This is a genomic window from Nocardia sp. GTS18, assembly GCF_013839555.1.
Lineage (GTDB): Bacteria > Actinomycetota > Actinomycetes > Mycobacteriales > Mycobacteriaceae > Nocardia > Nocardia rosealba.
This window is the reverse complement of the sequence record NZ_JACBIU010000002.1, coordinates 300730-315307: the sequence shown is the minus strand read 5'-3', so window position 1 is coordinate 315307 and position 14578 is coordinate 300730. Positions and strand designations below refer to the sequence as shown.

General features: G+C 68.3%; 14 protein-coding genes. 7 read left to right on the top strand and 7 right to left on the bottom strand.

Annotated elements, in window-relative coordinates; all coding sequences use genetic code 11:
• Position 1 precedes the first annotated feature (1 nt).
• Positions 2–2599 (top strand): DNA helicase PcrA, encoded by a 2598-nt coding sequence (pcrA, locus tag HYG95_RS04625; RefSeq protein ID WP_255494973.1) that lies wholly within the window; start codon positions 2–4, stop codon positions 2597–2599.
• A gap of 87 nt (positions 2600–2686) precedes the next feature.
• On the opposite strand, the gene HYG95_RS04620 is transcribed toward pcrA, so the two are convergent.
• Entirely contained in the window at positions 2687–4081 is a 1395-nt protein-coding gene (locus tag HYG95_RS04620) for a DUF1731 domain-containing protein (RefSeq protein WP_181696735.1), read from the bottom strand.
• A 56-nt stretch (positions 4082–4137) separates the two neighbouring features.
• A complete protein-coding gene (locus HYG95_RS04615; protein WP_181696734.1) occupies positions 4138–5205 on the bottom strand; it encodes a M23 family metallopeptidase in 1068 nt (355 codons plus the stop codon).
• 514 nt (positions 5206–5719) lie between these two features.
• Between HYG95_RS04615 and sucC the strand changes: the two genes are divergently transcribed.
• The 6 genes from sucC (at position 5720) to purH (ending at position 12957) form a co-directional block, all read left to right on the top strand.
• Complete coding sequence (sucC, locus tag HYG95_RS04610) at positions 5720–6886, top strand: ADP-forming succinate--CoA ligase subunit beta (RefSeq protein WP_067485387.1); 1167 nt, start codon at positions 5720–5722, stop codon at positions 6884–6886.
• 12 nt (positions 6887–6898) lie between these two features.
• Positions 6899–7816 carry a succinate--CoA ligase subunit alpha gene (sucD, locus tag HYG95_RS04605; RefSeq protein WP_067485390.1) on the top strand — a complete coding sequence of 306 codons (918 nt, stop codon included), beginning with the start codon at positions 6899–6901 and terminating at the stop codon, positions 7814–7816.
• A gap of 201 nt (positions 7817–8017) precedes the next feature.
• Complete coding sequence (locus HYG95_RS04600) at positions 8018–9052, top strand: DUF5336 domain-containing protein (RefSeq protein ID WP_181696733.1); 1035 nt, start codon at positions 8018–8020, stop codon at positions 9050–9052.
• A gap of 115 nt (positions 9053–9167) precedes the next feature.
• Positions 9168–10682 carry a DUF6350 family protein gene (locus tag HYG95_RS04595; RefSeq protein WP_181696732.1) on the top strand — a complete coding sequence of 505 codons (1515 nt, stop codon included), beginning with the start codon at positions 9168–9170 and terminating at the stop codon, positions 10680–10682.
• Between the two features lie 56 nt (positions 10683–10738).
• Positions 10739–11395: a phosphoribosylglycinamide formyltransferase gene (gene purN, locus HYG95_RS04590; protein WP_220139068.1), complete on the top strand. Its 657-nt coding sequence runs from the start codon at positions 10739–10741 to the stop codon at positions 11393–11395.
• Complete coding sequence (purH, locus tag HYG95_RS04585; protein ID WP_181696731.1) at positions 11392–12957, top strand: bifunctional phosphoribosylaminoimidazolecarboxamide formyltransferase/IMP cyclohydrolase; 1566 nt, start codon at positions 11392–11394, stop codon at positions 12955–12957. Before purN ends, purH begins: the two co-directional genes overlap by 4 nt.
• Positions 12958–13013: 56 nt before the next feature.
• On the opposite strand, the gene HYG95_RS04580 is transcribed toward purH, so the two are convergent.
• The 5 genes from HYG95_RS04580 to rpmB all read right to left on the bottom strand — a co-directional run bounded on the left by HYG95_RS04580 (position 13014) and on the right by rpmB (position 14524).
• A complete protein-coding gene (locus HYG95_RS04580) occupies positions 13014–13445 on the bottom strand; it encodes a hypothetical protein (protein ID WP_255494972.1) in 432 nt (143 codons plus the stop codon).
• A 68-nt stretch (positions 13446–13513) separates the two neighbouring features.
• Positions 13514–13771: a 30S ribosomal protein S18 gene (gene rpsR / locus HYG95_RS04575; protein WP_067485410.1), complete on the bottom strand. Its 258-nt coding sequence runs from the start codon at positions 13769–13771 to the stop codon at positions 13514–13516.
• A gap of 32 nt (positions 13772–13803) precedes the next feature.
• Positions 13804–14109 carry a 30S ribosomal protein S14 gene (gene rpsN / locus HYG95_RS04570; RefSeq protein WP_181696730.1) on the bottom strand — a complete coding sequence of 102 codons (306 nt, stop codon included), beginning with the start codon at positions 14107–14109 and terminating at the stop codon, positions 13804–13806.
• Positions 14109–14279 carry a 50S ribosomal protein L33 gene (gene rpmG / locus HYG95_RS04565; protein WP_011211511.1) on the bottom strand — a complete coding sequence of 57 codons (171 nt, stop codon included), beginning with the start codon at positions 14277–14279 and terminating at the stop codon, positions 14109–14111. The genes rpsN and rpmG overlap by 1 nt, the downstream gene beginning before the upstream one ends.
• 8 nt (positions 14280–14287) lie before the next feature.
• The gene (rpmB, locus tag HYG95_RS04560) at positions 14288–14524 is read right to left on the bottom strand and encodes a 50S ribosomal protein L28 (protein WP_067485415.1); all 237 of its coding nucleotides are present in this window, start codon (positions 14522–14524) and stop codon (positions 14288–14290) included.
• Positions 14525–14578: the final 54 nt, after the last annotated feature.

The window sequence follows — 14578 nt, the reverse complement described above, 5'->3', positions numbered from 1 at the left end:
GATGGATATCACGGTCGCTCCCTCCGCAGACGAAACATCGTCCACCGCGCCGAACACCCCGGTCGCGGCACCAGACAGCACCGCCGCACCGCAGGGTGACGGCGGTGGCGGTGGTGTGGCTCGCAGCGGTCTTGCCGAGGCGGCGGCCCGGCACAGCGCCGAGCAGGAACAGCGCCGCAAGGAGCGCGAACAGCGTCGCGCCGAGGAAACCGAGCGGCTGCTCGACGGGCTCAACCCGCAGCAGCGCGCCGCCGTGGTGCACGCCGGTTCGCCGCTGCTGATCGTGGCGGGAGCGGGCTCGGGCAAAACGGCCGTGCTCACCCGCCGCATCGCCTACCTGCTCGCCGCACGCGGAGTGCAGACCGGACAGATCCTGGCGATCACGTTCACCAACAAGGCTGCTGCCGAGATGCGGGAGCGGGTGGCCGGGCTCGTCGGTCCGCGCGCCGCGAGCATGTGGGTATCGACTTTCCATTCCAGCTGTGTGCGCATTCTTCGCATGCAGGCGGCTTTGCTGCCGGGTCTGAATTCGAATTTCTCCATCTACGACGCCGACGATTCGCGCCGATTGCTCACGATGATCAGCCGCGATTTCGACATCGACACCAAAAAATATTCGGCGCGGCTGCTGTCGACGGCCATCTCCAATTTGAAGAACGAATTGATCGGGCCCGAACAAGCCGCCCGCGACGCCGAGGCCGACGACACCGAACTGCCCGCACTGGTCGCCCGCGTGTACGGCGAATACCAGAAGCGGCTGCGCGCGGCCAATGCCCTCGATTTCGACGATCTGATCGGTGAGACGGTCGCGCTGCTGCAGAACCACCCGCAGGTGGCCGAGTACTACCGGCGCCGGTTCCGGCACGTTCTCGTCGACGAGTACCAGGACACCAACCACGCCCAGTACGTGCTGGTGCGCGAACTCGTCGGCCACCACGGCCATTCCGGCGACGAGCAGGTGCCGCCCGGCGAGCTGTGCGTCGTCGGCGACGCCGACCAGTCCATCTACGCCTTCCGCGGTGCGACCATCCGCAATATCGAGGAATTCGAACGCGATTTCCCCGACGCCGAAACCATTCTGCTGGAGCAGAACTACCGCTCCACCCAGCACATCCTGTCGGCGGCCAACGCCGTGATCGCCCGCAACGAGGGCAGGCGTGAGAAGAAGCTGTGGACCGATTCCGGTGAGGGCGAGCTCATCACCGGCTACGTCGCCGACAACGAACACGACGAGGCCTCGTTCGTCGCGAAGGAAATCGACCGGTTGGTCGACGCGGGCGAGGCCACCTACGGTGATGTGGCGGTGTTCTACCGCACCAACAACAATTCGCGTGCGCTGGAAGAGATCTTCATCCGCATGGGGCTGCCGTACAAGGTGGTCGGCGGGGTCCGCTTCTACGAGCGCAAGGAAGTGCGCGATGTGGTGGCCTACCTGCGCGTGCTGGAGAACCCCGACGACGCCGTGAGCCTGCGCCGCATCCTCAACACCCCGCGCCGTGGCATCGGCGACCGTGCCGAGGCCTGCGTCGCGGTGCACGCAGAGCAGCGCGACATCGGTTTCGCGGCGGCCCTGCGCGACGCGGCCGACGGCAAGGTGGCGCTGCTCAATACCCGTGCGCAGCGGGCCATCGCCGGTTTCCTCGACCTGCTCGACGAGATCCGGGCCGCCGGACAGCGCGCCGACAGCGAGTACCCCGATGTGGGCAATGTGGTCGACGCGGTGCTCGACCGCACCGGCTACCGCGCCGAACTCGAGGCCTCCGACGACCCGCAGGACGGCGCGCGGCTGGACAACCTCAACGAATTGGTCAGCGTCGCCCGCGAATTCAGTTCCGAGGCGTTCAACAACGCCGAGGCCGCGCGCGAGGAGGGCCTGCTGCCCGAGGTGGGCGACGGTGAACCCGAACCCGGTTCGCTCGCGGCGTTCCTCGAACGGGTGTCACTGGTCGCCGATACCGATCAGATCCCGGACGAGGGCTCCGGGGTGGTCACCATGATGACCCTGCACACCGCCAAGGGCCTGGAGTTCCCGGTCGTTTTCGTCACCGGCTGGGAGGACGGCCAGTTCCCGCACATGCGGGCGCTCGGCGATCCGAACGAGCTGGCCGAGGAACGCAGGCTGGCGTACGTGGGCATCACCCGCGCCCGTCAGCGGCTGTACCTGTCACGAGCCGTGGTTCGGTCGGGCTGGGGGCAGCCGGTGTCGAACCCGGAATCGCGGTTCCTGCAGGAGATTCCGCAGCATCTGCTGGATTGGCGCAGGCTCGAACCGGTGGTGTCGCCGGTGCAACGTGGTCGCAGGCGCGGCGATGACAGCGGGTTCGATCGGGACTGGACGCGCGGCGACGGCTGGGATCAGCGGCCGGGCGTGCGCGGCGGTACCGGCACCCGCAGACCGGCGCCCGGCGGTGCGGTGAAGCGCAACAACACCGATCTCGTTCTCGCCGTGGGTGATCGGGTCACCGACGACAAGTACGGCCTGGGCCGGGTGGTCGCCGCCGACGGCGTCGGCCCACTGGCGACCGTCACCATCGACTTCGGCACCGCCGGAAAGATCCGCTTGATCCCCCAATTCAGCCGAACCATCGTCAAGTTGTGAATTGGTGGCCAACCCACTGAACCACCTCCCGGCCCTCACGGTCCGACGTGAGCCCGACTGCCAGCAGTCGAGCTCCGGACGGCACGCCTAATTCGCGGGGAGGCGGGCGGGGAGCAGGTCGGTGAGGGCCTCGTCGAGGGTGGGGTACTGGAAGGTGAAGCCGGTCTTCGGCAGCACCTCCGAAGTGGCGTGGCGGCCGGTGAGACCGAGTGCCGGATCCGACCGCAGCACCACGGCGCCCACCGACAGGATCGCTTTCGGCGTCGGCGGGGCAGCGGGGCGATGCAGGATTCGGCGCAGCGTCGCCATGAGTTCGGCATTGCGGACCGGGTTCTCGGTGGCGGCCACCAGGATGCCGTCGGGGATGCTCACCTCGGGATCCAGTCCGAGGCAGGCCCGCACGATGCGCAGCCAGTCCTCGATGTGGATCCAGCTGAACCATTGGTCGCCGGGGCCGACCCGTCCGCCGAGCCCGGCCTTGGTGAGCTGGCTCAGGCGTTTGAGCGCCGGGGCGTCCGGATCGAGCACGATGGATGTGCGCAGGATGGTCCAGTGCGCGGCCTGGGCCGGGTCGAATGCCTGCTCCCACGGCTCGGCGACGCCGGTCATCTGCGGCAGCCCTTCGGGCACGGGTGTTGTTTCCGTGCAGCGCGTTTCGCCCGCGTCCGACCAGATGGCGGTGGTGCTGGCCTGCACCCAGTAGTCGACCGGGGTGTCACGGGTGCGGGCGGCGGCGACCAGTGCCGTGGTGGAATCGACGCGGCTGCTGCGCAGTTCGGCGATATTGCGTTCGGTCGGCCTGCAGTCGACGAGTTTGCCCGCCAGGTTGACGACCGCGATCCGGCCGGGTTCGCGGAGTTCGGCGGCCCAGGCACCGACCGAGCGGCCGTCCCATTCGGTCTGCCGGAACGGTATTCCGGGGTTGCGGCGCCGGGTGAGCAGGGTGACGCGCGGACCACGGCAGGTGAGGTCGGCGGCGATCTGCACGCCGAGCGCTCCGGTGCCACCGGCGATCACCACGTTCAGGGCGTCGTCGGCCGGGACGAGGCCGGCGAGCCGGGCCAGGCGCGAGAAGTTCACGCGGGCTCCGGTTTCGATGAACGGTCCGGCCGCCGCCCGCATCGCCGCTGCGGACACACCGCTGAAGCGCAGTTCCTGAGTGACCTCGGTTCCACCCGCGCGCGGTTCGAGCCGCCAGGTGAGCACCATGCTTCCGGCGGGCTCGGGCTGCTCGATGGTCAGCTCACGTTCGGGCACAAGAGTTGTCACGGTGAACGGGGCGCCGAACCGCTCGTGCACCCGCGCGGACAGTTTCCCGTTGGGCACATAGTCACCGGTCGCACCGACGGCGACAGGCCCGTGCATCCGCACCGCACGCACACCCGGATTCCATTCCGGCCACTGCGTGAGATCCCCCAGCACCGCCCACACCGATTCCGGTGGCAGGGCAATGAACTGCGTGTACTTCGTCGTACCAGCCATACGAAAACGCTACCCCGCTAACGGGAAAGCGGAACCGTGCTGCTGGTCACCCGTCCTCAGTCGCGCTGGGCGCCCAGGCTGATACCACGGGTGGCGAGCCACGGGATGGGGTCGATCTTGTCGGTGCCGTTCTGCCACACCTCGAAGTGCACGTGCGGGCCGGTGGAGAAGCCGCGGTTGCCCATGGTGGCGATCTGGTCGCCCGCCATCACCCGTTCACCCTGCGAGACCGTCGCGGTGTCGATGTGACCATAGATGGTGACGGTGCCGTCGTCGTGCAGGATGCGCACCCACATGCCGAAACCGGAGGCGGGGCCCGCTTCGATGACGGTGCCGTCGGCGACCGCGTAGATCGGGGTGCCGATCGGACCCGCCACGTCGATGCCGAGATGCTGCACGCCCCAGCGGGCACCGAACCCGGAGGTGTAGTTACCGGTAGTGAATTTGGCGAACAGGGGCCGCAGCTTGGCGGACTCCTGGGCGGCCAGGTCTTCGGCGAACTTCTGGCCCTTGGCGAGGATGTCGTCGAAGTGGCTCATGTCGGCCACGGCGGTGGCGTCGAGTACCTGCGGCGACGAGCCGGTGACGTGGTCGGCGACCTCGGTGGTGCTCATCGACTGGGCGGCGATCTCGTGGATCTGACCCGCGGCTTCGTAGTCGACGCCGGAGTCGGTCTGCTGCGGGGAGGCCATGGCGGCCTGGCCGGCCGCGACGACCGCGCCCGCGGCGACGGCGATGACGGCGGCGCGGCCCTTCAGCGCGGTGGGCGGTGCGGGCACGCGGTGGGCGCCGCCACGCCGCTCGGCGCGACGCGGTTCGGGTGCCGGGGTCTCGGGTTCGGCGGGCGCCCAGTCTGTTTCGTAGGTGCCGGAGTCGTAGGAGCCCGACTCGTCGGCGGTCCATTCGTCCTCGGCGGGCGTCCACGCGGCGTTGTCGGACCAGGCGTCGTTCCCGGACCAGGAGTTCTCGGTGTGCCAGGAATCGGTGCTCGGCCAGGCGGGCTGCTGCGGCTGTGGCGCGGCGGCGCGGGGGCTGCGCGGGTGTGAGGTGAACTCGTCGGCATACCGGTAACGGCGGCCTGAGCTGTTGCGATCTTCAACTGGGAAGGTGGAGCGGTGGTTCATCGGCTACGCCTGACGTTCCTCAAGCTTGTCGTCCTCCTCAGTCCTGACCTGCCAGTCGTGACCTGGTTGTCGTGACCTGGTTGTGACATCGACCGCATTGACGGTAACGAAGCGATTGCAGAGTGGCAAGCGCTGGTCGAGAACCTACACTTGTCTGTGAGATTCGTCACCGTATTGCTGCAGAATAACTCACCGATTCGCGACACTTCGGGTGAGGTCGATCGACGACATAACGTAGTAGATGGCGGGGTGTTCCCCCTTTAGGTGTTCCGACCTGCCACGGCACCGAAAAACTACTCACCAGTAGCCTTGGCCAGCGGTTTTGGTGACCTCCCCGCACCCGTCGTGACCTGCGCCACTTAGGATGAATGTGGTCGTTTAGCCCTCCCCGTGACTAGTTAGAGTCCGACCGACCCGCTAGCTGACCCCTCGAGCGACCTGCAACCAGTCGCTACGGCAAGTCGGGCCGCCAACAAAGACGTTGTCATAGCAACGCAGACGAGACGGTGAGTACATGGATCTCTTCGAATATCAGGCGAAGGAGCTCTTCGTTAAGCACGGAGTGCCTTCGTCCGAGGGTCGTGTTTGCGACACGGCCGAAGAAGCACGCGCCATTGCCGAGGAAATCGGCAAGCCGGTCATGGTCAAGGCGCAGGTCAAGGTAGGCGGTCGCGGCAAGGCGGGTGGCGTGAAGTACGCCGCCACCCCGGAAGACGCGTTCACCCACGCGCAGAACATCCTCGGCCTCGACATCAAGGGCCACATCGTCAAGAAGCTCCTGGTCGCCGAGGCCAAGGACATCGCGGAGGAGTACTACATCTCCTTCCTGCTCGACCGCTCCAACCGCACCTACCTGGCCATGTGTTCGGTCGAGGGCGGCATGGAGATCGAAGAGGTCGCGGAGAAGACCCCCGAGCGTCTGGCCAAGATCCCCGTCGACGCCGTGAAGGGTGTCGACCTGACCTTCGCCCGCGAGATCGCGGAGAAGGGCCACCTGCCCGCCGAGGTGCTCGATGCCGCGGCCGTGACCATCCAGAAGCTGTGGGAGGTCTTCACCAAGGAAGACACCACCCTGGTCGAGGTCAACCCGCTGGTGCGCACCCCGAACGACGAGATCCTCGCCCTCGACGGCAAGGTCACCCTGGACGAGAACGCCGAGTTCCGTCAGCCCGGCCACCTCGAGTTCGCCGACGTCGACGCGACCGACCCGCTCGAGCTCAAGGCCAAGGAGAACGACCTCAACTACGTCAAGCTCGACGGTGAGGTCGGCATCATCGGCAACGGCGCCGGTCTGGTCATGTCGACCCTGGACGTCGTCGCCTACGCGGGCGAGAACCACGGCGGCGTGAAGCCCGCCAACTTCCTCGACATCGGCGGCGGCGCTTCGGCTTCCGTGATGGCCGCGGGTCTGGACGTGATCCTCGGTGACGCGCAGGTCAAGAGCGTGTTCGTCAACGTCTTCGGTGGCATCACCGCGTGCGACGCCGTGGCCAACGGCATCGTCGGCGCGCTCGAGGTGCTCGGTGACGCGGCCACCAAGCCGCTGGTCGTTCGCCTGGACGGCAACAACGTCGAAGAGGGTCGTCGCATCCTCGCCGAGGCCAACCACCCGCTGGTGACGCTGGCCCAGACCATGGACGAGGGCGCCGACAAGGCTGCCGAACTCGCCGCAGCGAAGTAAGGAACAGCGAACATGTCCATCTTCCTGAACAAGGACAACAAGGTCATCGTCCAGGGCATCACCGGCGGCGAGGGCACCAAGCACACCGCGCTGATGCTGAAGGCGGGCACCAACGTCGTCGGTGGCGTCAACGCGCGCAAGGCCGGTACCACGGTCAAGCACACCGACAAAGACGGCAACGAGATCGAGCTGCCCGTGTTCGCTTCGGTGGCCGAGGCCATGGAGAAGACCGGCGCCGACACCTCCATCGCGTTCGTGCCCCCGGCCTTCTCGAAGGACGCCATCATCGAGGCCATCGACGCGGAGATCCCGCTGCTCGTGGTCATCACCGAGGGCATCCCGGTGCAGGACTCCGCCTACGCGTGGGCCTACAACGTCGAAAAGGGCGAGAAGACCCGCATCATCGGCCCGAACTGCCCCGGCATCATCACCCCCGGTGAGGCGCTGGTCGGCATCACCCCGAACAACATCACCGGCAAGGGCCCGATCGGCCTGGTGTCGAAGTCGGGCACGCTGACCTACCAGATGATGTACGAGCTGCGCGATTTCGGTTTCTCCACCGCGATCGGCATCGGCGGCGACCCGGTCATCGGCACCACCCACATCGACGCCATCGAGGCGTTCGAGAAGGACCCCGAGACCAAGATCATCGTGATGATCGGCGAGATCGGTGGCGACGCCGAAGAGCGTGCCGCGGCCTACATCAAGGCCAACGTGACCAAGCCGGTCGTCGGCTACGTCGCGGGCTTCACCGCCCCCGAGGGCAAGACCATGGGCCACGCGGGCGCGATCGTGTCCAGTGGTGGTGGCACCGCGCAGGCCAAGCAGGAAGCGCTCGAGGCAGCGGGTGTGAAGGTCGGCAAGACGCCGTCCGCCACCGCCGCGCTCGCTCGCGAGATCCTGGAGAAGGCGTCCATCGCCTCTGCCTGACCCGCGAATCACATTGTCGAAGGCCGCTTTCAGGTTTAGCCTGGGCGGCCTTCGTCGATTCATCCACAGGCGGTGGTTTATCCACAGCCTGCATCGGTAGGTGATGACCGCGGGCGTGGCGTGCAGTAGCGTCAGGTATCGGATCAGGCACCAGTCAGTTCGACGCGACCGATGCGCACGACTCGACAAGGAGACGACGACATGTCCTACCCGACAGGGGGCTCCGGGTACAACGCACCCGCGACACCCGCCGCGCCCACACAGGGCCCGAGCACCGGAGCCGCCGCGGCTGCGTCCGTGGACGACGGTGGCGCCAAGGGGCTGCCCTTCATTCTCACCGCCGCGGGCGCCGGACTCGGTGTTGTCACCTTCCTGCTCGGCTTCGCGCCGTTCATCGGTTTCTCCCTCGGGGCGAAAACCGAGACCAGCAGCATGTTCGACTCCAGTGCGGGCGGTTACGCGGCGCTGATCCTGGCCGCCGCGATCGTGGCCGGTCTGTCGCTGCTGCCCAAGCTGAACAACCTCCCCGTGGCCGTCGCTCTCGCCGCGGCCGGATTCGTGGGCGTCGTGGTGGCGCTCATCAGCATCGAGAGCGCGGAACTGCAGTGGGGCGCCTTCGTCGTCTCGGTCTTCGCTTTCATCGTGACCGTTCTGCTCGTGGTCGCGCTGCTGTTCCAGCTCGGCATCATCAAGCCGCCGGCGCCCAAGCCCGCGCAGCCGCAGCAGCCGGGTCAGTACGGGCAGTACGGCCAGCAGGGTTACGGGCAGCAGGGATACGGCCAGCCGGGTCAGCAGCAGTCCTTCGGTCAGGGTGGTTACGGCCAGGCCTCGACCGGTGGGCAGTACCCCACGCAGTCGCCCTACGGTCAGCAGAGTTCGCCGTCGATGCCGCAGGCACAGCAGCCGTCCTACGGTCAGCAGGGTCAGCAGCAGGGTTACGGTCAGCCGCAACAGCAGTCGCCGTACGGCCAGCAGTACGGCGCCGCGCCGCAGCAGCAGCCTTACGGTGGGGCCCCGCAGGCGCAGCCGCGTCCCGATGAGAGCGCCACCCAGACCTTCGGCGGCCAGCCGACCGGTCAGCCGGGTGGTCAGCCGTTCGGTGCGCCCAATTACGGTGGTGCGCAGCAGGGTTCGGCCCCGCAGCCCGGGCAGAGTCAGCCGTTCGGTGGCGAGCAGAACGCCGACCCGGCGGCCGACGCGACCACCGCGTTCCGTCCCAGCGACGACCAGAAGTAGGAAAACCGACGGCTGGTTGTGGCCCCAGGTTTCGATCGCGAGCCCACAGGTGTGCCTGTGGGCTCGCGGCGCGCCTGACCCGCGCTCGCCGGGGAAGCTGCCACGCTGAATTGTCATGAGCTCCCGTAACGCCCTCGTGCGCCGGACCTCCGGGTCACGCGGCGGGGAGACTACCACCGCACCCTCCGGCCCGGAACACGCCTGGTGGTCGCTGCCACCGGACCGGGCGCGGACCCTGCTGCTCGTCGCCGCCCGGCCGACGATCTGCGCGCTGACGGCCATGATCGTCGTGGTGCTGCTGGTGATGCTCACCTCGGGCACCGAGCTCACCAGTGCGCCGGGCGCGGTCGCGGCGACCTGGCTCGCGGCCCATCAGATTCCGCTCACCGTCGGCCGGACCACCCTCGGTCTGCTGCCGCTGGTGCCGACCGTCGTGCTGGTGTGGCTGTCCGCCCGCGAATGCGCACGGGCCGTGCCGGACCGACCGACGCCGGTCGACCTGGGCTGGCTCACCGCCGCCGTACTCGCCGGGCCGCTCGTCATGACTTCGGTGTGCCTGGCTGTTGTCGGCGATGCCGCGGGCGTCACGCCACTCGAACCGCCCGGTGTCGTCACCGCTTTCGGCTGGGTACTGGTGCTGTACCTGGCCGCGGCTGCCGCCGGGATCTGCGCCCGCGCCTGGGATTCGTTGTGTGCGCTCCTCCCCGTTGATATCCCGGAGTGGGCCGTACTCGGTGCGCGCGCCGCCCGCCGCACCGTGCTGCGCATGCTCGGCTGCGCGGCGCTGGCGACCGTGATCTCGTTCTGCACGCACCTGTCCCGCGTCGGCGAGACGTATCAGCAGGCACACGATGTGACCGATGTGCTCGGCATGACCCTGCTCTCGCTGCTCTACCTGCCGAACGTGATCGTCGGCGCCGCCGGGATGCTCAGCGGCGCCGCGGTGCAGTTCGGGGTCGGGTCGGTGGGGTTGTTCGGTGTGAGCGCCGGGCAGGTGCCGCCGGTGCCCGCGTTGATCCCGCTGCCCACCGGTCCCGCCGCCGCGTGGTGGCCGGTGCTGCTGCTCGTGCCGCTGGCCGTCGGCGTGCTCGGCGGTGTGGAACTCGGCCGCACGAGCGACGATCGCCCCGGTGCGCCGTGGGCGACGCTCACCTGTGCCGGCCTGTCGACCCTCACCTTCCTGATCCTGTCGATCCTGAGCAGCGGTCAGCTCGGCGCCGTCGGTTTGGTCGGGCCCGATCTGTTGATGCTGGTCGTGCTGATGGTCACCTGGTTCGGTTTCGGCGGCTTCGTCGGCATGGTCTTCGCCCGCCGCTTCCTCGCACCGGCCGTCGAATACGACGACTACTCCTACGACGAGGACGACGACTACTACTACGAGGACGACGAAGGCGAGCACGACGAAGGCGACGACGACTACGCCGACGATCACGACTACGCCGACGACGACCACGAATACCCCGCCGAACCGGCCGTGGAAGTCGACGCCGAACTCGTCGAGGACATCGACGACGAGCCCGAGGTGAGCATCGCCGCCCCCGGCTCGACGACCCCACCGACCGACGACATCGTCGACGCCGAGGTGGTGGAGCCGGACCTGCCGGAGGGTGACGGGGACACCGGTCGTTAAGCTCGACCCGGCGCATTGTCGATCGCCGCCACCCGACCACACGCAGGAGTAGAGCGCTGACGTCCTCGTTTGCCCAGTGGAAGCCCGCCCGGACCCCGGCTACCGTCGTCGTCCTCGCCTCGGGCACCGGCTCGCTGCTCAACGCACTGCTGGCCGCCGCCCGTGAACCCGGTTACCCGGCGAAGATCGTCAGCGTCGGTGTCGACCGGGTGTGCCAGGCCACCGAACATGCCGAGGCCGCGGGCGTCGACCACTTCCGGGTCGCGGTCAAGGATTTCGACGACCGGGCCGCCTGGGACCGCGCGCTCGCCGACGCGGTCGCGGCCTACGAACCCGACCTGGTCGTCTCGGCCGGCTTCATGAAGATCGTCGGCCCCGCGTTCCTGGAACGCTTCGGTGGCCGATTCATCAACACCCATCCCGCGCTGCTGCCGTCGTTCCCCGGCGCGCACGGTGTGCGTGACGCGCTGGCTTACGGCGCCAAGGTCACCGGCTGCACGGTGCACCTGGTCGACGGCGGGGTCGACACGGGCCCGATCCTCGCGCAGGAGGCGGTCGAGGTGCTGCCCGGCGACGACGAGGCCGCGCTGCACGAGCGCATCAAGGTTGTCGAGCGACGGTTGCTGGCGCAGGTCATCGCCGCCGTCGCGACGCGAGGCATTGTCTCCGACGGACGAAAGGCAGAGATACCAGATGAGCGAGCACACCGGTGAGTGAACGTAAGGCGATCCGCAGGGCGCTGGTGAGCGTCTACGACAAGACCGGGCTCGTCGAGCTGGCCACCGGACTGCACGCCGCGGGCGTGGAGCTGGTGTCGACCGGTTCGACCGCGGGCAAGATCGCCGAGGCGGGCATTCCGGTCACCCGGGTCGAGGACCTGACCGGTTTCCCCGAGACCCTCGACGGCCGCGTGAAGACGCTGCACCCGCGCGTGCACGCCGGCATCCTGGCCGACACCCGCCGCGCCGAGCACCTCGACCAGCTCGTCGAGCTCGGTGTCGAGGCCTTCGAGCTGGTGGTGGTCAACCTCTACCCGTTCACCCAGACCGTGGCCAGCGGCGCCGGTGTGGACGAGTGCGTGGAGCAGATCGACATCGGCGGTCCGTCGATGGTGCGTGCCGCCGCCAAGAACCACCCGTCGGTGGGTGTGGTCGTCGACGTCACCGACTACGACGACGTGCTCGCGGCCGTGAAGTCGGGCGGATTCACCCTCGCCGAGCGGACCGCGTTGGCCGCCAAGGCTTTCCAGCACACCGCCAACTACGACGTGGCCGTGGCGAGCTGGATGGGCTCGGTCGCCGTGCCCGCCGTGCAGCCCGAGACCGAGCAGTTCCCGAGCTGGGTCGCCGGTTCGTGGGAGCGGGCCGCGGTGCTGCGCTACGGCGAGAACCCGCACCAGGCCGCGGCGCTGTACACCAGCAACGACGGCACCGTCGGCATCGCGCAGGCGCAGCAGTTGCACGGCAAGGAGATGTCGTACAACAACTACACCGACGGTGACGCCGCCTGGCGTGCCGCGTTCGACTTCGACGAGCCCGCCGTGGCGGTCATCAAACACGCCAACCCGTGTGGCATCGCCGTCGGCGCCGACATCGCCGAGGCTCACCGCAAGGCGCACGCCACCGATCCGGTGAGCGCCTACGGTGGCGTGATCGCCGCCAACCGCGAGGTGAGCGTCGAGATGGCCGAGCAGGTCGCCGAGATCTTCACCGAGGTGATCGTGGCCCCCGGTTACGCGCCCGGCGCCGTGGAGGTGCTGCAGCGCAAGAAGAACGTGCGCGTGCTGGTCGCCGAGCCGCCGCGCCGCAAGGGTGTGGAGCTGCGGCCGATCAGCGGCGGTGCGCTGCTCCAGGATCGCGACGTGCTCGACGCGTCGGGCGACGACCCGGCCAACTGGACCCTCGCCGCCGGTGATCCCGCCGACGCCACCACGCTGGCCGATCTCGAATTCGCTTGGCGCGCTTGCCGTGCGGTGAAGTCGAACGCGATCCTGCTGGCCGACGACGGCGCCGCTGTCGGCGTCGGCATGGGGCAGGTGAACCGGGTCGACTCCTGCAAGCTCGCCGTGGAACGCGCGGGGGAGCGGGCCAAGGGTTCGGTCGCCGCCTCGGATGCCTTCTTCCCGTTCTCCGACGGCCCGCAGATCCTGGTCGCCGCGGGCGTGCGCGCCATCGTCCACCCGGGTGGTTCGATCCGCGACAAGGACACCGTGGAACTGTGCAAGGAAGCGGGCGTCACGCTGTACCTGACCGGGGCGCGTCACTTCGCGCACTGAGTTCGCTTGCCCCGCAACGGGTGCCGCGCCGTCACGGTGCGGCACCCGCTGCTGTTTCAGGCCGCGTCGACGACCTGCCGGGAGCCCAGCGGCGCGTCGAGGGTGATCTCCAGCGTGCCGAGGACGGCCTCCATCGTGCACATCCGCCCGACGGCGTCGGCGGGGGTACCGGCACGCAGTGCGACGGTGACCGTGTCGGCCGTTTCGGTGACGGTGGCGTCGACGCCGTTGCACTGGGGATTGCCGGTCTGGAAGTCGACCGCGATGGTGGCCTCGCCCACCCGGCGCCACGCGGTGAACGGCAGTGGGCGTGGGTCGACCAGGTTCGGGTCGGCGGTGAACGGCCGACCGATGTCGGGCCCGGTGCTTTCCGGGCGGGTGTTCGTCGGTGCCGAGGTGGGTGTGGTGTCCCCGGAACTCGCGCAGGCCGGTGCGAACAGCACGGCCAGGCTCGCGACGAGGGCGAAGCGGCGCGACAACGGTCTCATGGCGTCCACCCTAGCCACGGCACGAAAACGGCCCCGGAGCACCAGCTCCGGGGCCGTCTGTCACGAGCTCACTTGGTGGTCGTGAACGGCAGCAACGCCATCTCGCGCGCGTTCTTCACCGCGACGGCGACCTGACGCTGCTGCCGCGGGGTCAGCCCGGTGACGCGGCGGCTACGGATCTTGCCGCGATCGGAGATGAAGGTGCGCAGCAGGTTGACGTCTTTGTAGTCGACGTATTCGATGCCCGCGGCGATCAGCGGGTTCTTCTTCGGCTTGCGGCCCTGCTCGGCGCGTGCCTTCTTGGACGGTGCTCGCTTCACTGCCATGGGATTTTCCTTCTCACGAGATCAGTGGGTGTCTACCAGCTCGATTTGTGGACCCCAGGGAGCTCGCCCCGGTGGGCCATCTCGCGCACACGTATACGGGAGAGCCCGAACTTGCGGAGATGACCGCGTGGCCGGCCATCGGCTGCATCCCGATTGCGCAATCGTACCGGACTGGCATCGCGGGGCTGGGCGCGCAGTTCGGCCTGGGCCGCGGCGCGCTCGTCGTCGCCGGTGCTCGGCTTGCGGATGATCTCCTTGAGCTCGGCACGGCGCGCGGCGTAGCGCTCGACGATCACGCGCCGCTGCTCGTTGCGGGCGATCTTCGACTTCTTCGCCATCAGCGCTCCTCGCGGAAGTCGACGTGCTTGCGCACGACGGGGTCGTATTTGCGCAGGACCATCCGGTCGGGGTCGTTGCGGCGGTTCTTGCGGGTGACGTAGGTGTAGCCGGTGCCCGCGGTGGACTTGAGTTTGACGATCGGCCGCAGTTCGGTCGATTTCGAGGCCATGGGTGCTCCTAGATCTTGTCGCCGCGAGCGCGGATGCGGGCCACTACGGCCTCGATCCCGTCGCGGTCGATGGTCTTGATGCCCTTGGCGGAGACCGTCAGCGTGACGCGGCGGCCCTCACTGGGCAGGTAGTAGGTCTTGCGCTGGATGTTGGGGTTCCAGCGGCGGTTCGTGCGCCGGTGCGAATGCGAGACGGCTTTTCCGAAGCCGGGCTTGCGTCCGGTGACCTGGCAGTGGGCCGACATGCGACCTCCCTCCACGGTTATGACAACCATTTTCGACAATGCTTATTCCGCACT